General features: G+C 65.7%; 21 protein-coding genes and 1 tRNA gene. 4 read left to right on the plus strand and 18 right to left on the minus strand.

All coding sequences use genetic code 11. The annotated features are described in order from the left end of the window. Window positions 1-12 precede the first annotated feature (12 nt). The 7 genes from J3U95_RS05660 to J3U95_RS05690 form a co-directional block, all read right to left on the minus strand. On the minus strand, window positions 13-372 hold the full coding sequence (locus J3U95_RS05660; protein WP_208277659.1) for a hypothetical protein: 360 nt from the start codon (window positions 370-372) through the stop codon (window positions 13-15). Continuing rightward, window positions 357-1,043 carry a type II secretion system protein GspM gene (locus J3U95_RS05665; RefSeq protein ID WP_229519651.1) on the minus strand — a complete coding sequence of 229 codons (687 nt, stop codon included), beginning with the start codon at window positions 1,041-1,043 and terminating at the stop codon, window positions 357-359. The genes J3U95_RS05660 and J3U95_RS05665 overlap by 16 nt, the downstream gene beginning before the upstream one ends. After that, window positions 1,040-1,687 carry a PilN family protein gene (locus tag J3U95_RS05670; RefSeq protein ID WP_208277660.1) on the minus strand — a complete coding sequence of 216 codons (648 nt, stop codon included), beginning with the start codon at window positions 1,685-1,687 and terminating at the stop codon, window positions 1,040-1,042. Before J3U95_RS05670 ends, J3U95_RS05665 begins: the two co-directional genes overlap by 4 nt. Beyond that, complete coding sequence (gene pilM, locus J3U95_RS05675; protein WP_208277661.1) at window positions 1,684-2,616, minus strand: type IV pilus biogenesis protein PilM; 933 nt, start codon at window positions 2,614-2,616, stop codon at window positions 1,684-1,686. Before pilM ends, J3U95_RS05670 begins: the two co-directional genes overlap by 4 nt. Before the next feature lie 236 nt (window positions 2,617-2,852). Further along, on the minus strand, window positions 2,853-3,314 hold the full coding sequence (locus tag J3U95_RS28605; protein WP_208277662.1) for a prepilin-type N-terminal cleavage/methylation domain-containing protein: 462 nt from the start codon (window positions 3,312-3,314) through the stop codon (window positions 2,853-2,855). Window positions 3,315-3,512: 198 nt separating this feature from the next. After that, complete coding sequence (locus J3U95_RS05685; protein ID WP_208277663.1) at window positions 3,513-4,745, minus strand: type II secretion system F family protein; 1,233 nt, start codon at window positions 4,743-4,745, stop codon at window positions 3,513-3,515. A gap of 11 nt (window positions 4,746-4,756) precedes the next feature. Continuing rightward, window positions 4,757-6,460 (minus strand): GspE/PulE family protein, encoded by a 1,704-nt coding sequence (locus J3U95_RS05690; protein ID WP_208277664.1) that lies wholly within the window; start codon window positions 6,458-6,460, stop codon window positions 4,757-4,759. 302 nt (window positions 6,461-6,762) lie between these two features. Here J3U95_RS05690 and J3U95_RS05695 point away from each other — a divergent pair, with 302 nt between their 5' ends. Together J3U95_RS05695 and J3U95_RS05700 are read left to right on the plus strand one after the other, a co-directional pair. Beyond that, window positions 6,763-10,869, plus strand: a complete 4,107-nt coding sequence (locus tag J3U95_RS05695) for a response regulator (RefSeq protein WP_208277665.1) — start codon at window positions 6,763-6,765, stop codon at window positions 10,867-10,869. Next, a complete protein-coding gene (locus J3U95_RS05700; protein ID WP_208277666.1) occupies window positions 10,866-11,819 on the plus strand; it encodes a diguanylate cyclase domain-containing protein in 954 nt (317 codons plus the stop codon). Before J3U95_RS05695 ends, J3U95_RS05700 begins: the two co-directional genes overlap by 4 nt. Window positions 11,820-11,847: 28 nt before the next feature. Here the strand turns inward: J3U95_RS05700 and J3U95_RS05705 are convergent, their stop codons facing one another. From J3U95_RS05705 to J3U95_RS05755, 11 genes are all read right to left on the minus strand, one after another. Further along, window positions 11,848-12,303 (minus strand): MaoC family dehydratase, encoded by a 456-nt coding sequence (locus tag J3U95_RS05705; RefSeq protein WP_208277667.1) that lies wholly within the window; start codon window positions 12,301-12,303, stop codon window positions 11,848-11,850. Window positions 12,304-12,313: 10 nt separating this feature from the next. Continuing rightward, window positions 12,314-12,817 carry a MaoC family dehydratase gene (locus J3U95_RS05710; protein ID WP_208277696.1) on the minus strand — a complete coding sequence of 168 codons (504 nt, stop codon included), beginning with the start codon at window positions 12,815-12,817 and terminating at the stop codon, window positions 12,314-12,316. Window positions 12,818-12,843: 26 nt separating this feature from the next. After that, window positions 12,844-14,037: an acyl-CoA dehydrogenase family protein gene (locus tag J3U95_RS05715; RefSeq protein WP_208277668.1), complete on the minus strand. Its 1,194-nt coding sequence runs from the start codon at window positions 14,035-14,037 to the stop codon at window positions 12,844-12,846. Window positions 14,038-14,044: 7 nt separating this feature from the next. After that, window positions 14,045-15,247 carry an acyl-CoA dehydrogenase family protein gene (locus J3U95_RS05720; RefSeq protein WP_208277669.1) on the minus strand — a complete coding sequence of 401 codons (1,203 nt, stop codon included), beginning with the start codon at window positions 15,245-15,247 and terminating at the stop codon, window positions 14,045-14,047. Window positions 15,248-15,385: 138 nt separating this feature from the next. Then, window positions 15,386-16,141, minus strand: a complete 756-nt coding sequence (locus J3U95_RS05725) for a PEP-CTERM sorting domain-containing protein (RefSeq protein ID WP_208277670.1) — start codon at window positions 16,139-16,141, stop codon at window positions 15,386-15,388. 372 nt (window positions 16,142-16,513) lie between these two features. Further along, the gene (locus tag J3U95_RS05730; RefSeq protein WP_208277671.1) at window positions 16,514-18,817 is read right to left on the minus strand and encodes a carboxy terminal-processing peptidase; all 2,304 of its coding nucleotides are present in this window, start codon (window positions 18,815-18,817) and stop codon (window positions 16,514-16,516) included. A 182-nt stretch (window positions 18,818-18,999) separates the two neighbouring features. Beyond that, a complete protein-coding gene (locus J3U95_RS05735; RefSeq protein ID WP_208277672.1) occupies window positions 19,000-19,578 on the minus strand; it encodes a hypothetical protein in 579 nt (192 codons plus the stop codon). A gap of 7 nt (window positions 19,579-19,585) precedes the next feature. Beyond that, entirely contained in the window at window positions 19,586-20,137 is a 552-nt protein-coding gene (locus J3U95_RS05740) for a thymidine kinase (RefSeq protein ID WP_208277673.1), read from the minus strand. Between the two features lie 97 nt (window positions 20,138-20,234). Next, window positions 20,235-20,786: a sugar O-acetyltransferase gene (locus J3U95_RS05745; protein ID WP_208277674.1), complete on the minus strand. Its 552-nt coding sequence runs from the start codon at window positions 20,784-20,786 to the stop codon at window positions 20,235-20,237. A 93-nt stretch (window positions 20,787-20,879) separates the two neighbouring features. After that, window positions 20,880-23,123: a penicillin acylase family protein gene (locus J3U95_RS05750; protein ID WP_208277675.1), complete on the minus strand. Its 2,244-nt coding sequence runs from the start codon at window positions 23,121-23,123 to the stop codon at window positions 20,880-20,882. Between the two features lie 23 nt (window positions 23,124-23,146). After that, a complete protein-coding gene (locus tag J3U95_RS05755; protein ID WP_229519652.1) occupies window positions 23,147-23,998 on the minus strand; it encodes a ParB N-terminal domain-containing protein in 852 nt (283 codons plus the stop codon). Between the two features lie 149 nt (window positions 23,999-24,147). On the opposite strand from J3U95_RS05755, the gene J3U95_RS05760 reads away from it, so the two are divergent. Both J3U95_RS05760 and J3U95_RS05765 read left to right on the plus strand, forming a co-directional pair. Beyond that, window positions 24,148-24,234: transfer RNA gene (locus J3U95_RS05760), tRNA-Leu, on the plus strand. Window positions 24,235-24,982: 748 nt separating this feature from the next. Then, window positions 24,983-25,429, plus strand: a complete 447-nt coding sequence (locus J3U95_RS05765; protein WP_208277676.1) for a nuclear transport factor 2 family protein — start codon at window positions 24,983-24,985, stop codon at window positions 25,427-25,429. Window positions 25,430-25,547: the final 118 nt, after the last annotated feature.

The following is a 25,547-nucleotide window of genomic DNA, read 5'->3' on the forward strand; positions in this document are numbered from 1 at the left end:
TCGGTTCCGTCTTCATTTGGCGGCCCGCGTCATGCCCGGCAGCGGCGCGTCCATGCGCAGCACCTGGCGTTCGCTGCCGCGCACCAGCACGACCTCGTTGGCGCTGACGCGCGCCACGCGGGCGCCCTTGAAGGTCTCGCCCAGGCGCACCGTCTCGCCGTCGATCACGGCCACGTGACGGCCGCCCGCGTGGCGCGCGATCAGCACCGATTGCAGGCGCGGCGCAGCGTCGACGGCGATCGAGTCAGGAGCGATCCGGTCCATTCCCGGCGGCGGGCGGGTGGGATCGAGCAACGCTTGCGCGCTGGCGGATTGGGCGAGCGCCAGGCAGGCCAGCGCGGTCAGGAACAGGTTCTTCACAGCTTCATCCATTGTCGGTCCAGGCTCAGGGTATGCAGGGTGAGCGTCAGGCGCGCGGCGGGATACTCCTCCACGTCGAGCTGGGCGCGGCCCCAGAACATTCGGGTCGGCATCGCGTCGAGTGCGCTCATGTAGTCGACCATGTCGAGATAGTTGCCGCGCACCGTGACTTCGATGCCGTGGCGGTATAGCAAGGTGGCGGCGGTCGGCGCAGACGTATTGGCTGGCGCAGGCGCCTGCTTGTCCGCCAGCGGCTCGACCGGCAAGGTGCGCATCGAGACCAGCTTCAGGCGTCCGTTGGCGCGCAAGATGCCGTCGACCAGTGGGCCCATGCGCTCGGGCGGCACCAGGCCGTGCTCGATGGCCAGCAGCTGGTCGCCGAGCTGGCCCATCTCCTGGCGCAGCGAATTCAGGCGCGCGCGCGATGCGGCGTCTGGGTCGAGCTGGAAAGCCTGCACGCGGCCCGTGATGGCCTCGTCGATCGCCGCCATCTCGGTGCGCTGCTGCGCGATCTGGTTGCGCAGCGCCTCCTGGGCCGCTTCCATCGGCGCCAGCACCAGCGCGTGGCCGGCGAAGGCCAGCAGCGCGCACGCCGCCAGACATACCAGCCCGCGTTCGCGCAGCGACAGCGCATCGATGCGCGCGCGCAGTTGAAGGATGCGCTCTTTCATATGCCCGCTCATGGACGAGATTCCTCGGGGACCGATTGCAGGCTGAATTCGATATAGGGCGCCGGGCGCGTGGCCGGCTTGCCTTCGGCATCCTGCACCTGCAGCGGCGCGGCCTCGCCGATCTGCAGACTGGCGAAGGACTTACCCTGCATCAGCGGCTCGTGCGTCAGGCGATTCAGGTAGCCCGGCACCATGGCCGGATCGACCGTACGGCCCTTGATGCCGATCTGCGCGCCGCCGGCGCCGACCGTCACGCCGGTCAGCCACAGGCCCTGCACGCTCTGGCGCGCCAACGCCTTGAAGTAGCCGGCGAAGCCGCTGGTGTCGCCCAGTTCTCCGCGCGACAGCGCGCCGGAGATGTGGCGCATCGCGGCCAGCTGGGTATTCGCCTCGGCGATCTGCGCCTCCAGCGTCGCGTCCTTCTGGCGCGGGATGAATTCGCGGTTGGCCGTGGCCAGGCGCTCCTGGCGTTTCTCGAGCTGGGAGGCGCCGCTGCTTGCCTGCTGCTGCAGTTCGGCGGTTTCAAACTTGCCGGCGACGGCGAGGATGGCGATGCCGGCGATCACGACGCCCACGGCCAGCGCGATGGTGGCGCTCGACAGCACCTGCTTCTGCGGCTGGAAGGCCGGATTGAACAGGTTGATCTGCTGCTTCATGCGCCCTCGCCTTCACGCAGCGCGGCGCCGATCGCGAGAAAGAAGCGCTGCTGCTGCGCCTTGTCCGCCAGCTCGGGCGTGCGCGACAGGTCGAACAGCGTGGCCAGGTCGAGCGTCTCGACCGGCGTGTAGAGATTGCTCGACAGGTACTCGTCCAGGCCGCTCACGGCCGATGGCCCCAGCACCAGCTTGGCGATGCTGATGAAGGAATACTGGCGCTCGAAATGGTCGAGCGAGCGTTGCAGCTCGAGGGTGATCTTGTCGAAGGTCTGGTGCTTGCGCTCGTGGTCCGGCTCGAGCAACTGGGCCAGGGTGACGTCGAAGCGGCGCGACAGGTACAGCTCGCCGCGATAGGACACGGTCAGCAGGCCGCCGTCTTCGCCGAACGAGACCATGGCGACGCCACGCCCTTCGGGTTCCAGCATGGCCGACACATTACGCTGGGCCATCTCGGGAATGTCGATCGCGTGCAGGTCGACCTTGGCGTCGAGGAACAGTTTCTGGCGCGGCTGAATCACGGTATTGCGGGCGGCGACGGCGAAGATCGATTGCTGGGCGCGCGAATTGGCGTCGAGCGGGATGTCGAGCACGTCGATCGTGGCTTCCGCCGCCGGGAAATCGAGGATGTCCTTCAGGCGCCAGCGGATGGCGGTCTTCATTTCCTCGCGCGGCACGTTTGGCGCTTCGACGTTGAGGATCTGGTAGTCGCCGCCGGACAGCAGCGTCGTCACATGGCGCGTGGCCGCATGGCCGTCGCGCGCTGCCTTGTCGATCGCCTCGACGCTGGTCGGACCGCCGACGAAGACGGCATGGCGCAGCAGCGGCCGGGCGCCGGCGACATGCTTGACGGCGGCGATGGCGAGTCCGTCGCGCCCGACGGAGATCGACAGCCACCCCTCTTTTTTCTTCGTTCTTTTAAACAAACGCATGCGCACGGCCAGTCAGGTCGCAAGTATCGGTGATGGATCGGCGAGGAAGCGAAACACGAAAGCGCACTATGCCCACGAAAACTTGATTATAGACAAGACCGCCCCGAAAAATCACAGAAAGTCGCCAAGCCGGCAAATTTGAAGCGCGCCTGTGGCTGGATCGCACAGGCGCTGGCGGCGGGCGATAACAAAACAGGCGCTGACCGGCAGCGCCTGTTGCAGGGGTCACGCCGCGCTTACTCGCACTTGGTCGCGGTGACGACGATCCGCGGCATCGGGTTGGCGCCGTTGGCTTCGTTGTAGGTCAGCCTGCAGGTGGCGTTGAGCGCTGCCGGCATGTCCTTCGGACGCACGATGGTCTGCTGGCCGTTGACGATGATCGTGTAATCGGTGTCGGACAGGCCGGCCGCCGCAGCGATCGTTTCGGCACTCGGATAGCCCAGGACGATATCGACCTGGGTGCCGCCTTCGACGGTGATCGATGCGTCGTTCGCGATCAGCCATTTGCCGTGGGCCATCGCCGATGCCGAACTGACGGCGCCCTTGGCGCCCTGCAGCGAGGCCGCGCGCGCGTCGCCGCTCAGGCTCGCGAACTTCGGCAGCGCGGTCGCCGCCAGGATGCCCAGGATGACGATCACCACGATCAGTTCGATCAGGGTGAAACCACTCTGCGCCGTCTTGTTGAAACTGGTTTTCATTCTTCTTTCTCCGTTACGATGAGGGGGACGAGTGGCCGTCCTGCCGTTGTCTGCATTGCTGGGCGATTCTACCGTGAGAACATGCAACTTTGATGTCTGCACGGCAAAAGAATCGTAGCAAAGTAATGTTTCATTGATGAAATTTTAAGTTTCGTCGGGCTCGTGCGTTCTTTTCGCAACACCGCCAGGCCATCCTGCTTATTTTGGATGCAGTGCGGCCTGGCCGAGATCCCAGATCGGCAAGAAAATCCCCAGCGCCAGGATCAGCACCATCACACCCAGGAAGGTAATCAGGATCGGCTCGATCTGACTGGACAAGGTCTTGAGCTCATAGTCCACCTCGCGCTCGTACATCTGCCCGATCTCGTCCATCAGGTCGTCGATCGACCCCGTCTCTTCCCCCACCGCGATCATCTGCAGCACGATTGGCGTGAACACGTTCGCCGCGGTCGAGGTGCGCAGGATGCTCTCGCCGCGCTCGACGCCGTCGCGCATCTGCTCGATGCGTGAACTCAAATACGCGTTGTCAGCGGTCTGCGACACCACCGTCAGCGCATGCACGATCGGCACCCCGCTGCGCATCGACAGCGCGAAGCTGCGCGCGAAGCGGGCCATCGTGCCCTTGTGGATGATCTTGCCGGCGATCGGCAGGCGCAGCTTGTAGCGGTCCCAGTCCAGTCGTCCCTTCGCGGTGCGGGTCCAGGCGCGGAACCCGAACCAGGCCAGCGCGGCGCCGCCGGCGATGGCGGGCCACCACTTGACCGTGAAGCTGGAGGTCGCCAACAGGATGCGCGTCATCAGCGGCAATTCGGACCCGAACGACTTGAATACGGAAGCGAACTGCGGAATGACGAAGATGTTGACCACCACCATGGCGATGATCATCGCGATCACCACGAAGCTCGGATAGCGCAGCGCCGTCTTGACCCGCTCGCGCATGTCGCGGTCGAACTCCAGGTGGTCGAACAGGCGCAGGAAGACTTCTTCCAGCCGTCCCGTCATCTCGCCCACTTTCACCATCGACAGGTAGAACGGCGAGAAGCATTGCGGATGGCGCATCATGGCAGCGGACAGTTCGCGCCCGGCGTCGAGCGACTCGCGCAGATCCTTGATCACGCGCGCGAACGAGGGGCTGATCGCCGACTCCTGCAGCCCGGCCAGCCCACGCATGATCGGCACGCCGGACTTGAGCAGGGTATGGATCTGGCGGCTGAACAGCTGCACGTCCATCGACGTGACCTTCTTCTCGAACAGGCGCTCGCGCCAACCCAGGCCGCCAGTAGTCGCCGCCTTGCGCGTGACCGTGATCTCGATCGGCGTGACGCCGCTGCCGAACAGCTGGTCGGCCACGGCCCCGCTGTCGGCGCCTTCGAGCACGCCCGTTACCTGCTCGCCGCGTCCATTGCGGCCCTTGTAGGCAAAATATGGCATGGGCTGTTAAGTCAGTCGTCCATCTGGTTACTGACCCGCATCGCCTCGGCGATCGTCGAGCGCCCCTGCACCGCCAGGTTCACCGCATGGCGGCGCAAGGTCTCGCCGCGCATCTCGGTATGGGCGACCTTGAGGAAGTGACCCGGGTCCGGATGGTTGACCGCATCGGTGACGGCGCGCGTCATCTCCAGCAATTCATAGACGCCGGTGCGGCCGCGATAGCCGGTGCCGTTGCAGTGCGAGCAGCCCTTGCCGTGATAAAAGCGCGTGGTCGCGGCATGCTCGCCCAGTTCGGCGCGCAGCCAGTCGATCTCGTTGGCGGCCGGCTGGTAGTCGACGGTGCAGCTCTCGCAGATCACGCGCACCAGGCGCTGGGCCAGCACCGCCTGCAGCGAACCGCTCACCATATAGCGCGGCACGCCCATGTCCATCAGGCGCAGCGGGGTCGAGGCGGCGTCGTTGGTGTGCAGCGTCGACAGCACCAGGTGGCCCGTCATCGCGGCGCGCAGGCCGATGGCCGCGGTTTCCTGGTCGCGCATCTCGCCGACCAGCACGATGTCCGGGTCTTGCCGCAGCGCCGAGCGCAGCACGCGTGCGAATGACAGCTCGATCTTGTCGTTGACCTGCACCTGGTTGATGCCCGACAGGCGGTATTCCACCGGGTCCTCGACCGTGATGAGCTTTTTCTCGACCGAGTTCAGTTCCGACAAGGCGCTGTACAAGGTCGTGGTCTTGCCGCTGCCGGTCGGCCCGGTTACCAGCACCAGGCCGTTGGGCCGGGCGACGATGGCGCGGAAGCGCTCGACCAGGCGCGCCGGCATGCCGATCGCGTCGAGCCGCAAGTTGGCGCTGACCTGGTTCAGCAGACGCATGACCACCGATTCGCCGTACTGGGTCGGCATGGTCGAGATACGCACGTCGATGCGCTGGTTGCGCACCTTGACCGCGAAGCGGCCGTCCTGCGGCAGGCGTTTCTCGGAGATGTCGAGATCGGCCATCAATTTCAGGCGCAGCGCGAGCGGCGTGGCGACCTTGAGGTCGGCCTCGGTCTGCAGGTGCAGCACGCCGTCGATACGGAAGCGGATCTGCAGCCGCCCTTCCTGCGGCTCGATATGGATGTCGGATGCGCGCACCTGGGCCGCGTCGTCGAACACCGATTGCAGCAGCTTGACGATCGGCGCTTCCTCGAGGCCCGGATTGGCGGCCAGCGCGCCGAAGTCGATCGACGCGTCGCCCAGGTCGGCCTCGACCTCGCGCGCCAGGCCGGTAATCTCGCCGGTGCGGCGGTAGATGCGGTCGATCGCCGCCAGCACCTCGGTCTCGTTGACCACCGCAAGCTCCACGCCCTTCTTGATCAGGCGCGCGATCTCGTCATAGGCGAACAGGTCGGTCGGGTCGGAGACGCCGACCAGCATCGTTTCCTTGCGATCTTCCAGCACCAGCGCGCGGAAGCGGCGCGCCGCGGTCTCGGGCAGCAGGCGCACCAGGTCGGCGTTGATGTTGTAGAACTTGAGGTTCAGGTAGGGGATGTCGAGCTGGCGCGCCAGTGCGCCCGAGATCTGGTCTTCGGTGACGAAGCCGCTTTCGACGAAGACCCTGCCAAGCTTGCGCCCGGTGCGCTTCTGGTCGGCGAGCGCCTGCTGGAGTTGCTCTTCGCTCAACAGTTTCTGCTGCATCAGCACTTCGCCGAGGCGGACTTTCTCTGGCCTTGCCATACCATCCCTTGGGTTAATTCTTGCAAGGAGGATTTTAATGCCTGAGGGAACAATAGTGATTGTCGACATCGTGCCGGCTTGCGATTCTGTCTCGGTTTCGCCTCGTTGCCCACACCTGATGGTAGTAATTAACGATCGACCGGCGATTATCTGGCGTTCTATAACTACAAGATGGCCGATCCAGCATGTTGCAGAGTAAAGACGATGGGTGGCGACAATCAAAACCGCCGCTATGCGGTATGGATGGGGCCAGCTAACATGACGCCTTGCGTCCATTACCGTGTTGAAACCAGGAGTCGCCTTTGCCGTTTGCCCGTCTTTCGCTGCCCTCGATCCGCGCCAAGCTCTACATCCTGGTGCTGGCCTGCGCGCTCCCGATCCTGGTCGGCTACGTCGCCCTGGCGCGCGATGCCGCGCTGCGCGAACGCGACCACGTTGCGCGCGACGCCCAGACCGTGGCCGAGGTGCTGGCGGCGGCGGTCGACCGCGACATCGACAGCGGCGAGACCGCGGCCCGGGTGCTGGCCAATACGGCGATGATGTCCAGGGGCGATATGGTCGCCATCCACGAGGTGGCCAAGAGCCTGCTGCGGCCCGACTTCCCGGCCCAGGCTTTCGTACTGAGCCTGCCGAACGGCATGCCGCTGATTAATACCCGCTATCCCATCGGCGTACCGCTGCCGCGCAGCGGCAACGAGGACGAAATCCGGCGCGTGGCCATGACCGGCAACACCGTGGCGTCCGGCCTGCACCGGCTGGACGGCGGTGGACAGCACGCGCTGTCGGTGGACGTGCCGATCTGGCACGAGGGCGAGGTGCGCTTCGTGCTGTCGGTGCACCTGCGCCCGCGCCGCATGGCCGAGCTGCTCGACAGCCAGCACCTGCCGGACGGCTGGATCGCCGGCATCTACGACAGCCGCCTGTTGACCGTCTCGCGCAGCGCCGATGGCGGCCAGCACCTGGGCTTGCCGATGGAAGCGGCGCTGGCCCAGGCCGTGACACGGGGCAGCGCAGGCACCGTCGCACTGCCGCAGGATGGCGGCGGACGCGGCTTCGCGGCCTTTGCCCACTCGCCGGAGCACGGCTGGGTGGTGACGATTCGCTATCCGCACAACGCGGCCGGCGAACTGCTCGGGCAGTCGATGGCCAAGACCGTGGCCGCGATCGCCGGCCTGCTGGCGATCAGCCTGGCCCTGGCCTGGGCCCTGGGCGGCTCCATCGCGCGCGCCGTGCAGGGCCTGGCCGGCCCCGCCGAGCGACTGGGAAGCGGCGAGCCGCTGGTCTTGCCGCCATCCGATATCCGCGAGGTGGAGACCGTGGCGCACGCGCTGCGCCGGGTCGACGCCGAGCTGCAGGAACACCGGCGCGGCCTCGAGACGCTGGTAGCCGAGCGTACGCAAGAACTGGAACGCTCCAAGGCGCAGCTGGAAACCGTCTATGCATCGATCCCCGTCGGCCTGTGCTTCATGGACGCCGAGCTGCGGGTGGTGATGGTCAACGACTACCTGGCCGACATCAACGGCCGCCCGGCGCGCGACCATGCCGGCCGCCGCCTGTCCGAGCTGCTGGGCCCCCTCGGCGAGGAATTCGAAGCCAACTACCGGCGCGTGATCGCCAGCGGCCGGCCGCTGGTCGAGGTCGAAGCCACCGGCGACGCCCCATCGGCGCCGGGCAGCGCGCGTCACTGGATCTCGAGTTACTTCCCGGTATATGGGCCGGACCGCCAGCTGATGGGCGTGAATGCCGTGGTGCTCGACATCACCGAGCGCAAGCGCCAGCAGCAGCGCGAGCGCGACCACCAGGAGATGTTCCGCGCCCTGTTCGAGGCCGCCGGCGACGCCCACCTGCTGCTGGCCTACGGCGCCAGCTACGTCAGCGCCAACCAGGCGGCGGCCGACCTGTTCGGCTTCGCCACCCCGGCCGCCCTGCTCGACGAGTCGCCGGCCAGCCTGTCGCCGCTGCTGCAGGCCGACGGCCGCCCGAGCAACGAGGTGGCGATCGAGCACATGCGGCGCACGCTGGACGAGGGCCGCGACGCCTTCGAGTGGCTGCACATGCGCGCCGACGGTAGCGTGTTCCATGCCGACATCCTGCTGACCCGGGTCGACATCGGCGGCGTCGGCATGATGCAGGCCACGATCCGCGACATCAGCACCCGGGTCGCGGCCGAGGCGGCGCTGCGCGCGACCGGCGTCCAGCTCGAGGCGGCGCTACGCCTGGCGGAACAGGCCAGCCGCGCCAAGAGCGAGTTCCTGGCGAACATGAGCCACGAGCTGCGCACGCCGATGAACGCCATCGTCGGCCTGGCGCGCCTGCTCGAGGAAGGCCAGCTGGGCCAGCGCGAACGCGGCTATGTGGCGCGCATGCGCACCGCCGCCCGCTCGCTGCTGGGCATGCTGAGCGACCTGCTCGACTTCTCGCGTATCGAAGCCGGCCAGCTGACCCTGGAGCGCATCCCGCTGCGCCTCGACGACATCCTGGCCAGCGTCGCGGTGCTGCACGGTCCCGGCGCCTGGGCCAAGGGCGTCGAGCTGGCGTTCGCGGTCGACCCGCACCTGCCGCCGGTGCTGCAGGGCGACCCGGTGCGGCTCGAGCAGGTGCTACTCAACCTGGTCGGCAACGCTGTCAAGTTCACCGACCGCGGAGAGATCGTGCTGTCGATCGCGCTGCGCGGGGTAGCCGACGGCCGGGCGCGCCTGGCGTTCGAGGTGCGCGACACCGGCATCGGCATCGCCCCCGAGGTGCAGGCCGGGATCTTCGAAGTGTTCTCGCAAGCCGACAGCTCGACCGTGCGCAAATATGGCGGCGCCGGCCTGGGCCTGTCGATCGCGCGGCGGCTGGTGGAGCTGGCCGGCGGCGCCTTGCGCCTGGACAGCGTGCCCGGCGCCGGCGCCACCTTCCATTTCGAACTGTCGTTCCCGGTATTGGAAGCCGCGCCCGAGGCGCCGGCCCGCGAGGACGACGGCCGGCAAGTATTGGTCGCCGACGACAACGCCAGCGCGCGCGCCGCCCTGGCCGCGGCCTGCGCCGCCTTCGGCTGGCGGGTGGACACGGCGCCCGACGGCGCCGCCGCCCTCGAGGCGCTGCGCGCTGCACGCTACGACCTCGCCTTCGTCGACAGCGACATGCCGGGCCTGGACGGCCTGCCGCTCATCTCGGCCGTACGCGCCGAGCAAGCGAATGGGCCGCGCTTCTGCCTGCTGGCGCCCGATCCCGACACCGAGCGCTATGCCGAGCTGGCCGACGAGTTGAGCGATGAGCTGGGCCTGGCGGCGGTGCTGGGCAAACCCTTCACCCGCGCCAGCCTGGGCGCGGCCGTGGACCAGCTGCTGGGCGGCGCCGGGACGGCGCATCCGGCGCCCGCCAGCACGCCGCTGGCCGGCGCCCTGCGCGGCCTGCGCGTGCTCGTGGTCGAGGACAACCCGATCAACCAGGAAGTGGCCAGCTTCATCCTGGCCCATGCCGGCGCCACCTTCGAGATCGCCGCCAACGGCCGCGCCGCCCTGAGCATGCTGCAGGAGGACGCCGCCTACGACGTGGTGCTGATGGACTTGCAGATGCCGGTGATGAACGGCTTCGAGGCCACCGCCGCGATCCGCGCCGCCGGCCTGGACCTGCCGATCGTCGCCATGACCGCGAACGCGATGGACGAGGACCGCCAGCGCTCCCTCGACGCGGGCATGCAGGCCCACCTGGCCAAGCCGATCGACGTCGACGCGCTGGTCGCGACCTTGTCGCGGGTAACGCAACACATGCAGCGCCCGCAGCACGCGCCCGCCGCCCTCGAGCCCGCACCGCCCGCCTCGCTGCCGCACCTGCCCGGCATCGACCTGAAATCGACCCTGCCGCGATTCGCCGGCAGCGTCGAGCGCTTCTGCGAACTGTTCATCCGTTACGCCGAGGGCCAGGCGCAGACCTTCGGCGAGCTGCGCGCGCACGTCGAGGCCGGCGAGCGCGGCGCCGCCGGCCAGCTGGCGCACCGGCTGCGCGGCGTGAGCGCCAATCTCGGCGCCACCGAAGCGGCCGAGGCGGCCCATGCGCTCGAACACGCGCTGCGCGATGCCGACGACGGCACGGTGCGCCTGAGGCTGGCCGATCTGGCGCGCGCACTCGATGCCGTGGCCGCAACCGCGCGCGAGCTGGCGCCTCCGCCCGCCGCCGAAGCGGCGCCGGACCTACCCGTTATGGATGAGGGCGCCACGCTGCACGATTCGCTGGCGCGCCTGCTCCACTTACTGGAGAATAACAATATGAGGGCGATCGCCGCCGAGGGGGCCTTGCGGCCGGCCCTGGCGCTGGACGCCGGGCAGCCAGCCGCGGCCGCGCTGGCCGACGCCGTCGCCACGCTGCGCTTCGACGAGGCGGCGCGCCTCGTGGCAGATCTCATGAAGCGAAAGGGAACACCGTGAGCTGGACCGAGATGGCACTCAATGGCCGCATCCTGGTGGTCGACGATGCGATGGAAAACATCCAGATCCTGCATGCGGCGCTGCAGGAAGAGCAGGAAGTGCTGTTCGCGCTGGATGGCGAGCGCGCGCTCGAGCTGGCGCGCACCCAGCATCCTGACCTCATCCTGGTCGACGCCATGATGCCCGACATGGACGGCTACGCCGTGTGCGCGGCCCTGCGCGCCGCGCCAGAGACGCGCGACATCCCGGTCATCTTCGTCACCGCGCTCAAGACGCCGGAAGACGAAACCCGCGCGCTGGAGGCTGGCGCGGCCGACTTCATCACCAAGCCGGTCAACGCGGCCGTGGTGCGCGCCCGCGTGCGTACCCAGCTGACCGTCAAGCGCCAGGCCGACGCCCTGCGCGCACTGACCCTGACCGACCCGCTGACGGGCGTCGCCAATCGCCGCGCTTTTGATGAGCGCCTGGAAGCCGAATGGCGCCGCTGCGGGCGCGCCGGGCTGCCGGTGGCGCTGATCCTGGCCGACGTCGACCATTTCAAGGCCTATAACGACCACTACGGCCACCAGGCGGGCGACGCCTGCCTGGTGCAGGTGGCGGCGGCGCTGCGGCGCGGCGCCGGCCGCACCCATGACCTGGTCACCCGCTACGGCGGCGAGGAATTCGCCATCCTGCTGCCCCAGCTCGACGCGCTCGGCGCCGAAGGCGTGGCGCACCGCCTGCTGGAAGAACTGGCCCAGCTCGGCCTGCCGCACGCGGCCTCGCCCACGGCGCCGCACCTGACGATGAGCCTGGGGCTGTCGAGCCTGGTGCCGCGCGATGCGCAAGGGGCCGACGTCCTGGTGGCCAGCGCCGACGCCCTGCTCTACCAGGCCAAGGCGGATGGGCGCAATCAGTATCGGATGGGCGGCGTGGGTGCGCTCGGCAATGCCGGCGGCCACGGTTCATGAAGGCGGTGCCTCGGTTGCCTCAGGTGCTTCAGGCGTAGCAGCGGATCAGGAATTCGGCTACGCACACGGGCTTGGCCGCTCCTTCGGCCTCGATCGTGGCGTCCCAGGTAAATTGCCAGCCGCCGGCGACCGCATCGGCGCCGCGCAAGGTCCAGCGCCCTCGTACGCGGCAGCCGGACGGAAGCGGACTCGGGAAGCGCACCTTGTTCAGGCCATAGTTCACGCCCATGCGCATGCCCTCGATCGCCAGGGCGCTGGTGAGCATGGCCGGCAGCAGCGATAGGGTGAGAAATCCATGCGCCACCGGCTGGCCGAACGGCGACTCGCGCTTGCAGCGCTCGGGATCGAGATGGATCCACTGGCGGTCGTCGGTGGCTTCGGCGAAGGTGGCGATGCGGTCTTGCCCGACCTCGAACCAGTCGGACACGGCGACTTCGCTGCCGACGCGCGCCGGCAATGCATCGAGTGCGATCGTGGTGGCCATTCGTTCTCCCTTAGTTCTCCCTGGTGGCCCGGCGCCCGTAGAGGCCGATGCCGTCGACCGTGCACACCTGGTCGCCGTGCTGGTTGGTGGCGGTCCAGGTCGACCAGACGACGCCGCGATCGGGTTTGCTGTTGGACGCCTTGACCTGGCGCGTGAGATAACGCACACGCAGGGTGTCGCCGGCGCGCACCGGCTGCAGCCAGCGCACGCCGTCCAGGCCGGGCGAACCCATGCCGTCGGCCGCGTTCAAGAGGCCGTCGACCACCATGCGCATCATCATGCTGCAGGTGTGCCAGCCGCTGGCGATCAGGCCGCCGTAGGGTGATTGTTGCGCCGCCCCGGCGTCGACGTGGAAGGACTGCGGGTCGAACGCGCGCGCGAAGTCGAGGATCTCGGCTTCGGTGACGGTGCGCTCGCCCAGGTCGATTTCCTGGCCCGCATAAAAATCTTCGAAATACCAGCGCTTGCCGGCCGGCGCATCGGTGTTGACGTGCGCGCGCGCGTCAGCCGCCATCCCCGCGCCTTCGTCCCGTCCTGCCGTCATGCCGCCTCCCGGAATCCCGGCTGCGCGATGAAGCGCTCCAGGTGGTGGTCCATATCGCCCAGCGTCAGTTCGATCATCGACAGGCGCTTGAAGTAATGCGAAGCCGGCAGCTCGTCGGTCACGCCCATGCCGCCATGCAGCTGGATGGCGCCCTGGCCGATGAAGCGCGCGGCCTGGCCCACGCGGTACTTGGCGGCCGACACCACGCGCCGGCGCGTCTCAGCGCCCGCATCGCGATCGGCATTGGCGTTGCTACTACCGGCGCCGCCAGCCGAACGCGCCAGGGCCAGCGCCGCAAGCAAGGCCATCGACCGCGCCTGCTCGAGGTGGATCGCCATATCGGCCATCCGGTGCTGCAGCGCCTGGAACTTGCCGATCGGCGCGCCGAACTGCTGGCGCGTCTTGAGATACTCGAGCGTCATGTCGAACAACGCCTGCATTGCCCCCAGCGCCTCGGCGCACAGCAGGCCGGCGCCAACATCCAGCGCCGCGTCGAGGATGGCGCCACCCTCTTCCACACGGCCGATCACCGCATCTGGCCCGACCACGACGCCGTCGAGCGCCACGTCGGCCGCACGCAAGCCATCGAGCGTGCGATAGCCCGTGACGCGCAGCCCGGCGCTGTCGCGCGGCACCACGAACAGGCTCACGCCATCCATGCCCTGCCCATTGCCCGCACTCGCCGCGCTGCGCGCCGACACGATCAGGGCATCGGCCTGGGCGCCATGCAGCACCACCCGCTTCTCGCCATGCAGGCGGTAACCGCCATCGACCGCCTCGGCCCGCGTGGCGATGTCGAAGGCGTCGTGACGCGACTGACGCTCGCCCAACGCGCAGGCCAGCTTGACTTCACCGCCGGCGACCCGCTCGAGCAGCGCACCGTGACCGCCACCCAGGCGCAGGAATTCGGCGCCCAATACCGTCGCCACGTACGGTTCGACCACCAGTCCACGGCCGAGTTCCTGCATCACGGCGAACATGGCGACGGCATCGCCGCCGAAGCCGCCGTGCTCCTCGGGCACCGGCAGCGCCGTCAGGCCCAGTTCCACCATCGTGGCCCAGGCATCCGGCGAAACGCCCGACTCGGAATGGACGATCGCACGCCGCGTCTCGAAGCCATAATCGCGGCCGATCCAGCGCCGGATCGCATCGGCCAGCTGCTGCTGTTCCCCGTTCAGTTCGAAATGCATGCCGTCCTCACAGTCCCAGGATCATCTGGGAGATGATGTTGCGTTGGATTTCGTTCGACCCGCCGTAGATCGAGGTCTTGCGGTAGTTGAAGTAATAGCCGGCCAGCGGGGCCGCATCGTCGTCGCCCGCAATGGCGTGTTCGCGCGCGCCGCCCAGGTAGGCCGGATCGAAGGGCAGCGCCAGCGGGCCGGCCGCCTCGACCATCAGCTCGGTGAGCGCCTGCTGGATCTCGGTGCCCTTCACCTTCAGCATCGACGCTTCGGGGCCGGGCGCGGCCTCGCCCCGGGCCAGCACGCGCAGCACCGTCATCTCTAGCGCCATCAATTCGATCTCGAGCGCCGCCACCTTCGCGCCGAACAGGGGATCGTCGAGCAGCGGCCGTCCGCGCTTCTGTTCGCGCAGCGCCAGGCGCTTGACGAAGGCCAGCTCGCGCTTGGAGCGGCCGACGGCGGCGATGCCGGTACGCTCGTGGCCGAGCAGGTATTTGGCATAGGTCCAGCCGCGGTTTTCCTGGCCCACCAGGTTGGCGACCGGCACCTTGACGTTGTCGAAGAAGACTTCGTTGACTTCGTGGTCTTCGTCGAGCATCGCGATCGGGCGCACGGTGACGCCGGGACTGCGCATGTCGATGAGAAGGAAGGAAATGCCCTCCTGCTTGCGCACGCCGGGATCGGTGCGCACCAGGCAGAAGATCATGTCGGCGTGCTGGGCCAGGGTGGTCCAGGTCTTCTGGCCGTTGACGACGTAATGATCGCCCTCGCCGTCCTGCACGTGGACCGCGCTGGTCTTGAGCGCGGCGAGGTCGGAGCCGGCGCCGGGTTCGGAATAGCCCTGGCACCACCAGTCCTCGCAGGAAAGGATGCGCGGCAGGTAATGGTCTTTCTGCTGCTGGCTGCCGAAGGCCATGATCACGGGCGCCACCATATTGACGCCGAACGGCAGGACTTGCGGCGTGCCGGCCAGCGCACATTCTTCTTCGAAGATGTGGCGCTGCAGCGGCGTCCAGCCGGGCCCGCCGTATTCGACCGGCCAGCCGGGCGCGGCCCAGCCCTGGGCGGCCAGGATGCGGTGCCAGCGGACATAGTCGTCGCGGGTCAGGCGCAGGTGTTGGCGGACCTTGTGCCGGAGTTCAGGGGGAAGATGGGAAGCGAGAAAAGCGCGGACCTGGTCGCGAAAGGCCAGGTCCTCGTCGGAGTAGTACAGGTCCACGTCGTCTCCTTGTTGTTGTCGTCATGAATAGCACGATCGTTCACAAGGATTGTACCTGAATCGGCCGCGCCGCCAAGCGTCGACGGCGCGGATGATCGGGCCTGGCCCTGCCTTGAAGCGCCCAGGCCAGGACGCCGGTTACTGCTTGGCGTTGCGGCGACGCGAGAAGGCGCCGGCGCCCATCAGGCCAGCCAGCATCAGCGCGATGGTGCCTGGTTCCGGCACGGCGTTGACCTGGTCCGGCAGTGCGCCGATCTGGTCCTGGACCGGCAAGGTGAAGACCGGGTCGGCATCCGGCGCCGGCACGGTCACGTTGCCGCCACCGCTGTCGCTGCCCGAGCCTGGGGCGGCAGGACTGCCGCTGTTGCCGCCTGGCGCAGCGCTGCCGCCGCCCGCGACTGGGCTGCCGCCACCCACTGGCGCACCGCCACCACCGACCGGGGCGCCACCGCCGCCACCACCGCCACCGCCGGCGATCGGGGCGCCGCCGACCGGTGCGCCGGGCGCGGCAGCGCCGCCGCCCACGTTCTGGCCAGGCACGATCTTCACGCCGTCGCCATCGTTGATGACCGACACGGAGTTACCATAACGGGCCGCGAGCAGGCCGTTACCGGCGCTCAGCACGTAGGCGGCGTCGATGCCTTGCTGGACGAAGAGTTTCTGCGCATCGGCGGACGAGAGGCTGGCGCTGGCCTTGCCGATCAGGTTGCCGGTGCTGCCGTGCGCGACGCCGCCTACCAGGCTGACGTCACTACCGAGCACACCCGAACCGATCACACTGGTGCCGTTTCCGGCGGTCCATCCATTCTGGAAGCCTGTCGTGGAAACGACATCTGCCTGGGCTGCACCGGCGCAGGCCAGCAGGGCAGCAACAACGAGGTGACGTGTTGACATGAAGATAACTCCTAAGATAAGTAAGGATTATTATTTTTACAACTACGGAGTTATCGTATCACAAACCAAAAAAACTTAAGTTTTGACCAACCTCAAATCGTGCATGCGAATTTATTGTTGAGTTGTAGTTCTATCATTCCTCTAATAAAGCTACTGACAGCAAGTTCATTTTATCTTGCTCATTACTGACAGCACATGCAATTTCGAGCGAGGCGTGGCCGAGCGTAGCGACCGTCCTCATAACTTTGCTAGTTATTCTGGCAAGAAACGCAGCAAGGACCAATTGTTGTGAACAGCAAATAAAAAGGCCACACCTGTCACGGCGTGGCCTTTGATGGAGCAGCGCGACGTCGTGCCGCGCTCGGTACGCTCTTATTTGTTGTCAACCACCGTCATATACGGCATCACGCGCGACGCCATCCGGGTATCGGTCTTCAGCATGCCGACTTCGTCCGCCAGGATGTTGGCTGCCTCTTGCAGCATCACGTCCTTGGCGTCCTTGGCCGCCTTCTCAGCCGCCAGCTCGGCCTGGAGATCGCGCTCGTCGCCTTGCAGGCCATCGTCCTGGCGCGGGGTGCCGCGGACGGCGACCACCGATTTCTTGGGCTTGGTCGGATCCGGCCCTTCGGCGCGCTTCTCTGCGCTGCCCGGGCCGCTCGCCGGCTCATCCTGATTCACTGAGACACCCGCCAGGCGTGCTTCGCGCATTTTCGAGCGGGCATCCTGGGCATCGCGCTCCTTGCGACGCACGGCCTCGTTCAGCGAAATGACGTTTTCCTTGCGCAGCTTCAGCACCTCGTTGATGTCTTCCTGCAGGAACTGGAAGTCCTTGTCGTTGGCGATGCGTTCTTCATGGCGCTTCTGCAGCGGTGCGACCAGCTCCTTCAGGTCGCCCAGCGGCATGTATTGCGCCGGCTTGATCGCCACCCATGGCAGCGCATTGTCGTAGGACGATTCGCCAAAAGTGTCCATATCGGTCAGCACCGGCAGCTTGATGTCCGGCGTCACGCCGCGCAATTGGGTGGTGCCGCCATTGATGCGGAAGAACTGGGCGATGGTCATCTTCAGCTCGCCATAGCGCATCTTTTCGTTCGGCGCAAAGCGGTCGAGGTCGATCAGGGTCTGGACCGTGCCCTTGCCGAAGCTTGGCTCGCCGATCACGAGGCCGCGGCCGTAATCTTGGATCGCCGCCGCGAAGATCTCGGACGCCGAGGCCGAACCGCGGTTGATCAGCACGCCCATCGGACCATCCCAGGCCAGGCCCGGCTTGGTGTCGCTCTCGACCTCGACCCGGCCCTCGGCGGTGCGCTGCATGACGACCGGACCCTTGTCGATGAACAGGCCGGTCAGTTCGACCGCCTCGGTCAGCGAACCGCCGCCGTTGTTGCGCAAGTCGATCAGGACGTTGTCGACCTTCTCTTTCTTGAGTTCGGTCAGGATGCGTTCGACGTCGCGCGTCGCGCTGCGGAACTCGCGGTCACCCTTGCGGCGCGCTTCGAAGTCCTGATAGAAGGTCGGCAGCGCGATGACGCCGATGCGGCGCTCGACGCCGTTTTCCTTGACCTTGATGATCGATTTCTTGGCGGCCTGCTCTTCCATGCTGATCTTGTTGCGCACCATCGAGACGGTCACGTGCTTGGCATCGACGCCGCCGTCGCCCGGGATCACGTCGAGGCGCACGGTCGAGCCCTTCTCGCCGCGCACCAGCGCCACGACATCGTCCAGGCGCCAGCCCAGCACGTCGACGAATGGCTTGTCGCCCTGGGCCACGCCGACGATGCGGTCGCCCACCTTCAGCTTGCCCGACTTGTCGGCCGGGCTGCCCGGCACGATCTCGCGGATGATGGTGTAGTCGTCACGCGACTGCAGCACGCAGCCGATGCCTTCGAGCGACAGGCGCATCGCGATGTCGAAGTTGTCGGCCGAGCGTGGGCCAAGGTAGTTGGTGTGCGGCTCGATCGCGGTCGCATACGCGTTCATGAACATCTGGAACACGTCCTCGTTGTTCAGCTTGCGGATGCGGTTGACGTAGTTGTCATAGCGCTTATCGAGCGTTTCGCGGATCGATTTATCGTCCTTGCCCGCCAGCTTGAGGCGCAGCCAGTCGTTCTTGACGCGCTTGCGCCAGAGGTCGCGGATCTCGTCCTCATTCTTGGCCCAGGCCGCCTTTTCGCGGTCGAGCTGCATGGTCTCGTCGGTGGTGAAGTCGAAGTTGGTCTTGAGCAGACCGCGCGCATAGGCCATGCGTTCAGCGAAGCGCTTCTGGTACAGATTGTAGATGGCGAACGGCGCGGTCAGGTCTTCGTTGTTGATGGCGTCGTCCATCTGGGTGCGCAGTGCGGCAAGCTGATCCAGGTCGGACTGCACGAAGTACAGCTTCTCGCCATCGAGCCCATCGAAGTAATTGTCGAAGATCTTGGCCGACATGGCGTCGTCCAGCGGCACCGGACTGTAGTGGTAGCGGCCCAGCACGCGCGAGGCCCACAGGGCGGCCTGGGTCTGGGCGGCGATCGGCTTCATCTCGAGCGAGGCCGGGGTCGCGGCGGTCTTCTTGGAGTCGGCGGGCTTGGCAGGCGCCGCGAGCGTTGCGATGGCAGCCGATTTCTCGGGCTGTGCGGTCACCACATGGGCGGACATGGCAAATGCCATGGCGGCGATGAGCACGTGCTTCTTCATTCTGCGTTTCTCCGTACGGGATTCCTGCGGATTGCGACATGACCAATATCGATAAGCCAGCCATACCGCGCTTTGCGGTCCATTCTACAGGATAGAACCACGTGCCAGAGGCGGCTTGTCCCGCTTGAAGCGCCGGAATCATCCGAAATTAAGTCAGACGTAAGCGATTTTTCGCCAAGTCTTTACGCCTTGATAAGCCCCAGGGCCGCATCCTTGAAATACCAGCAAGCCAGGACCAGCGCCAGCAGTGGCGCCCAGGGCCAGGACCGGGCCGCCAGCTTCCAGTCGACCGGCGATGGCCAGAATGACAGGAACTGGGGCGCGAGGAAAAACATGATGGCAAGGTCTACCGGCTCGAAGGCCAGTCGCCCGCGCGTGCGCCACCACGCCACGCCGAGCGGCACCAGCAGCACTAGCAGCGGCGCCAGCGCGGCCGGGGCCGCGTTGTACCAGCGCAGGTTGGCGAAGGTGACCGAGCCGAGTTCCCAGTTATGCCCACCCTTGGGACGCTTGATGCGGCGCGGGAAGACGCTCATCCCGACCGGCTCGGCATTGGTCAGCAAGCCCACCGAGAAATGGGCGAGCTCATGGCACAGGGTGCCGGCGGCGGTGAAGACGAAGAAGGCGGGATGGGCGCTGGAGGCGATCCACAGCAGCACGGCCAGCGCGGCCGAGGGGATCAGGTAAACAAAGATGTCGAGCGCGGGGCCGGCCGCGGCGCAGGCGGCGGCAGGGAGCCAGGCGCCGCAAGCGAACGACATGGCGGGATCAGGCCGAGTAGAAGCAGCGTCCGCAGGCCTGGCGGTAGCTTTCGTTGCCGCCGATGCTGACCTGTTCGCCTTCACGAATGCGGCGGCCCTGTTCGTCGACGCGGATATTCATGGTCGCCTTCTTGCCGCAGGTGCAGATATTCTTGATTTCCTCGATATCGTCGGCCAGCGCCAGCAGGTAGGCCGAGCCGGGGAACGGCTCGCCGCGGAAGTCGCTGCGCAGCCCATAGCAGATGACGGGCACGCCGCGGACCTGGGCCAACTGGTGCAGCTGGCTGACCTGGGCGCTGGTGAGGAATTGCGATTCATCCACCAGCAGGCAAGCCACGCCGGATACTTTTTCGAGGAAATTGGTGTCGGTGTCGAACACCTCGGCATTGCGCTGGGCGCCCAGGCGCGAGGTGATCAGGCCGACGCCATAGCGGTTGTCGATCGCCGCCGTATAGAGCTTGACCTGCTGGCCCTGCTCTTCGTAGTTATGGGCGACCTGCAACAGGGCGGTCGATTTGCCGGCGTTCATCGCCGAGTACCTGAAATAGAGTTTGGCCACTGCCCTGTCCTGCCTTGCTGTCCGATCAAACGAAGCTGCGATTATAGCAAGCGGGAAACAGGCGCCGCCAGCCATTCAGCGCCGGACAAGACCGTGGTCAGCCCGAAATCGGCTGCGCCGGATTGCCCGCGACCTGGGCGCCCGGCGCCACGTCATGGGTGACCACGCTGCCGGCCCCGACGATCGCGTCGTCGCCGATCGTCACGCCGGGAAGGATGATGGCGCCGCCGCCGATCCAGACGTTGCGGCCGATGGTGACCGGCCGTCCGGATTCGAAGCCGGCACGGCGCAGGGCCGGGTCGCGCGGGTGGTCGGCGGTATAGATATGCACGCCAGGGCCGATGCGGCAATCGTCGCCGATGGTGATCGGCGCGACGTCGAGGAAGACGCAGTCGAAGTTGATGAAGACGCGCGCGCCGAGGGTGATGTGCCAGCCGTAGTCGCAGTGGAAAGGCGGACGCACGGTCGTGCCCTGCCCCGCGCGCGCGATCCGCTCGCCCAGCAGCGACTGCCAGCTGGCCGGCTCGCCGAGCGCACCGTTGTAACGCGCCAGCCAGGCTGCCGTCGCGTTCTGCTCGGCGCGCAGCTCGGGATCGCTGGCGTGGTATGGCATGCCGGCCAACATCTTCTGTTTTTCGCTCAGTTCCACGCGGTCCTTTCTCAATGCACTTGCTGTGCTGCGTGCGTTACGTCACCCGGTAGGGTGGACGGCAAGCCGTCCACCCCACATCAGCGGCATTCGTTACTGCCCCGGATGGTATTTGCGTTCCAGGTTGCGCTCGATGTCTTCGTTGTAGAACAGCACGTCCTTGAACTCGCCGCGCGCATACATCGCCGCCTGGTCGTTGAAGTGCGGCGAGCGCGGATCGCCGCTCTGGCCGCCGGCCAGGATGCTCTTGGCCTTGATGCGCGGGCCGAACTCGACCGCTGCGACGAAGCTGTTGCCGCGATCGCCATAGATGCGTTTGGTTTTCTGCTTGGCCGACATGCCGAACGAAGCCAGCGATCCCCAGTTGGCCGAGGCGAAAGCGACCGGGATGCTCGGCTTGCTGTCGTCGTACTGCTGGTCGACGTCACCGCTGATGCGCTGGAAGCGATTGATCTCGCCCCATGGCGTGCGCCAGTCGCCGAAGTCGGCCTGCAGCTTGTTCGAGGCGCGCACCAGCGCATCGAGGCGATCGGCCGGGCTCAAGCGTGAAGCGATGTAGTCGACCGCCGGGATGTTCTCGGCACGCGCACGCGCGCCATGCTCCGCCACCATCTCTTGTCCCCAATAGACCGCGAGCGAAGTCGGCACCGAATCGATCGCGTAACGCAGGTTCCAGTCGCGCAGCACGGCGATCTGCTCGAGCAGCGCGGCTTTGCGCGCATCGCTTTCGTGCAGCGCTTCGTAATCCGCCACCACGGCCAGCACCAAAGGCTCGAACGCGGCCAGGCGCGTGTCGTAGGACGCTGCGATCAGCCCATCGATCGTGAGACCTTTGGCGTCCTTGAACACGCGGTCGGCGTTACGGCCACGGGCATTCTCGGGCAGCGACCACATATAGGCCGGGTAGCTGGCGCATTTCGGGCTGCTGCCGGCGCCGGCCGCATTACACGGCCAGTTGTTGGTATTGGAGATGTAGCCGCTGGCTGGGTTCAGCAGGGTGATCGTTTCCTTGATCTCGTGCAGACCTTGCCACTCGGTGGCCGGATTGCTGCCGTCGACCGGCTTCGTCCAGTCGAAGCGCGGATCGCGTTTCGGGATGAAGTTGCCGTGGAAGTAGGCAATATTTCCCTGTGCGTCGGCGTACACCGTGTTGTTCGAGGAATTGGTTCGCAGCTCCATCGCCCTGTAGAAAGCGTTGTAGTCGCGCGCCTTGGTACGGGTATAGGACTGGGTCAGCGCATTGAGCGGGTCGTCCATCATCTTGACCGACACCCATTTATTTCCCTCCTGGCGCACGACGGGGCCGTGGTGGGTGAAATAGGTGGTGACGGTGCGGCTGGCCATGCCGCCGCTCGGGGTTTTATAGGGCAGGTTGATCTGCGCGGTGCGCATCCGGCCTTCGTGCTTGCCGTATTTATAGAAGAACTCGCCATCGCGCTCGACCACGGTCTCGAGGTACTCGTCGATCACGTCGCCGCCGCCCGAGGTGTGCATCCAGCCCAGCTTGTCGTTGAATCCCTGGTAGATGAAGAACTGGCCCCAGGTCACGGCGCCGTAGGCATTCAGGCCCTCGTCGCTGACCATGTGCACCTCGGGACGGAAATAGAACGAGGTGTGCGGGTTGATCATCAGGAGCGCATGGCCGTTGGCCGAGCGCTTGGGGGAGATGGCGAAGCCATTCGAGCCGCGCGGCTCCGGATCGAAACCCTTGTCGACTTCAGCTTGGGCGAGCACCGGGCGCTTGCCATAGAAACGCTCCAGTTCCTTGAGGTCGATCGACTCGATGTCGCCACCGATGCTGCCTTCGCTGAAGGTCAGGGCCATCCACGGCTCGAAGCGGGTCAGAAGCTTCGGCTTGACCTCGGGGTGGGTGTGCAGGTAGTAGTTGAGGCCGTCGGCGAACGAATTCATCAGGTTCTTCAGCCACACCGGGCTGGCGGCGTACTTGGCCTGCATCTCGGCCGGCTGGATGTACATCTTCATGCGCAGGTCGCGCCAGATTTCCTTTTCGCCCTCGACCTCGGCCAGGCGTCCCATCGCATTGATGTAGTTGAGCTCGATGCGGTTGAAGTCGTCCTCGGCCTGGGCGTACAGCATGCCGAACACGGTGTCGGCGTCCGTGCTGCCATAGATGTGCGGGATACCCCATTTGTCGCGCATGATCGTCACGCGTTGTGCGGTCGCCTTCCAGCGTGCGACGTCTGCGGCGCTGAAGGGCTGCATAGCGGGTGCGGCGCTGGTGGGCGCCTTGCCCTGGGCAACGGCGAGTCCCGGGGCGGCCGCAGCGGCCAGGAGAGCGCCAAGCAGGACCGGCGTGAACGAACGGGGCATGCGCATCTTTGGTCTTCCTTCAGGTCGTGTTATTCGTCGTCCAGGCCGGCATTGGCCAGGCGCTGCTTGAGCCGCTGGTTATCGGTCAGCAGCGTCGCCAGGCGATCCTTGAGGCTTGCCACTTCCTTGCGCAGGGCCGCGAGCTCGTCTTCCGGCTCGAGCTCGACCTTTTCCTTTTTAGGACGAGTGGCCATCTTCTGCTCGCGCACCTGGCGCGCGGCCTGCTGCAATTCCTTGCGGCCACCGGCGACGGCGGCGATCTGCTGCTCTTCCGGGAGCTGCGCCACGTTGGCGGCGGCATTGATCGAGATCGTGCCGGTGCGCACCGCCTCGCGCAGCTGCGGGGTGGCGGCCTTCTGGATGCGTTCGATCTGGCTGATGGTATTGCTCGAGACGCGGGCCGCGCGTGCGACGTCCTCGCGCGTATTCCATGGCGGCGAGGTGCCGTCGGCGGGGGCGTTCTTGTCGCCCTCTTCCTGTGGCGGCTGCTCGGCCATGCGCGCCGCGACGAGTTCCTTCTTGCGCAGGGCGAGCACGCCGCGCTGGAAGTCCGACACGCTGCGGCGCGCCAGGTGGTTGTCGATCATCCACAGCATCACGTCCTCGAGCGAGGCGAAGTTGTTGTTGTGGACGGTGCGGAACGGGATGTTGTGCTTCTTGCAGATCTCGTAGCGGTTATGGCCGTCGATCAGCGTGTCGCGCCAGAGCACCAGCGCGTCGCGGCAGCCTTCGGCCTGCAGGCTGCGCTCGAGCGCGGCGTATTCGATATCGGTGAGCGGGTCGACGAAGGACCGCAGCTCGTCGTTGATCTTGATGTCCAATTCTTGTCCTTGCGTGGTCTTGCCATAGGTAGCGCCAGCTTGGGTGGCGCCGGTTGGCATGCTACACCATCCGGGCGGGGGTTCCAAAGATGCAAGAGACCGGTTGGGGGGATGGGCGGGCGATCATGCCGCGTGGAAGGACTTATCAGGAGGATAAAGTTGCCGAACTGCTCCGAATTGAGCACGCCTGTGCTAGAATCTCGGGCGTTGCCCGGATGGTGAAACTGGTAGACACCGCAGACTTAAAATCTGCTGCCAGCAATGGCGTGCCGGTTCGATTCCGGCTCCGGGCACCAAGGATTACGCGGGTTTTCAGGTAAGCGCCCGCTACGTCTTACCACTTCCGCTTTTTCCGCAAAATACAGGCTTTTCCGCAAAAGCCCAATTCCCCGCCCTTTTCTACCTCGTCGGCTTGACCAATTTGCCCTTGCGGTGACGCACATATTTACGGGTCATCATCCGTGTATGACCCAACTGCTCCTGCGCGGTCTTGGTCCCTTCCACCTCGTCGACATCGGTCGCAGTCCTGGTGAGCAGATCTCAGAACTGAAATTCTTTGATCCGGCCCACTATGTCCGGACCAACACAGGTCTAGTCGTTGGACACTGCCAAGGGCAATGCAGCCACGCTGGTCCTTGCTGTGACCTGACAGTGCTTCTGGGCTGGGGTAGACATGATTAACCACTGAAATACTGTACGTTGATGCAGTATGGATTAATGCCAACTTGACCACTGTTGTTCCAGTATCGAACTTAGATGCTCTATGCATAGTCTTTTCTTGGGCAGATAACGGATGTAGCTATGTCTGCCATACTTTCCTAATGGATCAACGAATTGACGTTCTCGCGGCCTTACAGGTCGACCTGACCGTCAATATCGCCGCCGTATCTGGAGTGGCTGCCGATGTCCCTTCGCTGCACCATGCACGCGCGCCTCTTCCGGCAATTCAGCGCGCGCTGATCCAGGGTGGGCCGCCCTGGCCACACGATAACCGTCTTCGCAATCGACTAGCAGCCTTCATTCATAAATTGGCCCTTCGAGATCATGAAGAAAAGAACAATCAACTACGCGATATATAGCCTGATAGCCATGTCTAACTTAGCAAACATGGCAGATGCAAAAACTGACTTCCAAACGCCCACATCCCCTTCCAGCGGGACCACAACGAGAGCGCCTGACGCGATGCAAGCGCTGCGCGACGCCGAGATGCTTAGAGAAGACGCAATGGCGCGAGGAGATGCAGAGCTGTTGAAAAGCCTTTTTTCTGACTACTACTACCACGTTGAAAGCAATGGCCGAGTTCGATCAAAAACTCAGCTTCTGATGGCAGTGCAACGAGGGGAGCTCAAATTCCTGAGCTACAAAGTTGATGAAGTCGAAATCAGAGTTAATGGTTTTATCGCAGTAGCCGTTGGGCGCTTTACCGTCACCCGAGAAGTTGGTCGCGACAAAATACAGTACACCGGCAGATTCATGCGCGTGTGGGGGTAATCCCCCCATTTTTAGAGCACGCTAAAAGTAGAGGTTAAGCGGCGAGCGCCAATTTCTGTTTTGGCGTAATACCGCCGAGCGCCATGTTAGGCCGGTCGTGATTGTAGGTCCACAACCA

The sequence above is a fragment of the Massilia oculi genome (assembly GCF_017582745.1).
Taxonomy (GTDB): Bacteria; Pseudomonadota; Gammaproteobacteria; order Burkholderiales; family Burkholderiaceae_D; genus Telluria; species Telluria oculi_A.

What these genes read in the sequence shown, in the direction of transcription:
- pilM (WP_208277661.1), bottom strand. Translation starts at nt 2,616, where the DNA reads ATGCGTTTGTTTAAAAGAACGAAGAAAAAAGAGGGGTGGCTGTCGATC.
- J3U95_RS05705 (WP_208277667.1), bottom strand. Translation starts at nt 12,303, where the DNA reads ATGGCCACCACGATCGCACTCGATGCATTGCCGGCGCGCGTCGGCAGC.
- J3U95_RS05735 (WP_208277672.1), bottom strand. Translation starts at nt 19,578, where the DNA reads ATGTCGTTCGCTTGCGGCGCCTGGCTCCCTGCCGCCGCCTGCGCCGCG.
- J3U95_RS05765 (WP_208277676.1), top strand. Translation starts at nt 24,983, where the DNA reads ATGAAGAAAAGAACAATCAACTACGCGATATATAGCCTGATAGCCATG.
- J3U95_RS05750 (WP_208277675.1), bottom strand. Translation starts at nt 23,123, where the DNA reads ATGCGCATGCCCCGTTCGTTCACGCCGGTCCTGCTTGGCGCTCTCCTG.
- J3U95_RS05715 (WP_208277668.1), bottom strand. Translation starts at nt 14,037, where the DNA reads ATGCATTTCGAACTGAACGGGGAACAGCAGCAGCTGGCCGATGCGATC.
- J3U95_RS05690 (WP_208277664.1), bottom strand. Translation starts at nt 6,460, where the DNA reads ATGGCAAGGCCAGAGAAAGTCCGCCTCGGCGAAGTGCTGATGCAGCAG.
- J3U95_RS05670 (WP_208277660.1), bottom strand. Translation starts at nt 1,687, where the DNA reads ATGAAGCAGCAGATCAACCTGTTCAATCCGGCCTTCCAGCCGCAGAAG.
- J3U95_RS05755 (WP_229519652.1), bottom strand. Translation starts at nt 23,998, where the DNA reads ATGCCAACCGGCGCCACCCAAGCTGGCGCTACCTATGGCAAGACCACG.
- J3U95_RS28605 (WP_208277662.1), bottom strand. Translation starts at nt 3,314, where the DNA reads ATGAAAACCAGTTTCAACAAGACGGCGCAGAGTGGTTTCACCCTGATC.
- J3U95_RS05685 (WP_208277663.1), bottom strand. Translation starts at nt 4,745, where the DNA reads ATGCCATATTTTGCCTACAAGGGCCGCAATGGACGCGGCGAGCAGGTA.
- J3U95_RS05730 (WP_208277671.1), bottom strand. Translation starts at nt 18,817, where the DNA reads ATGAAGAAGCACGTGCTCATCGCCGCCATGGCATTTGCCATGTCCGCC.
- J3U95_RS05665 (WP_229519651.1), bottom strand. Translation starts at nt 1,043, where the DNA reads ATGAGCGGGCATATGAAAGAGCGCATCCTTCAACTGCGCGCGCGCATC.
- J3U95_RS05725 (WP_208277670.1), bottom strand. Translation starts at nt 16,141, where the DNA reads ATGTCAACACGTCACCTCGTTGTTGCTGCCCTGCTGGCCTGCGCCGGT.
- J3U95_RS05710 (WP_208277696.1), bottom strand. Translation starts at nt 12,817, where the DNA reads ATGGCGGCTGACGCGCGCGCGCACGTCAACACCGATGCGCCGGCCGGC.
- J3U95_RS05660 (WP_208277659.1), bottom strand. Translation starts at nt 372, where the DNA reads ATGGATGAAGCTGTGAAGAACCTGTTCCTGACCGCGCTGGCCTGCCTG.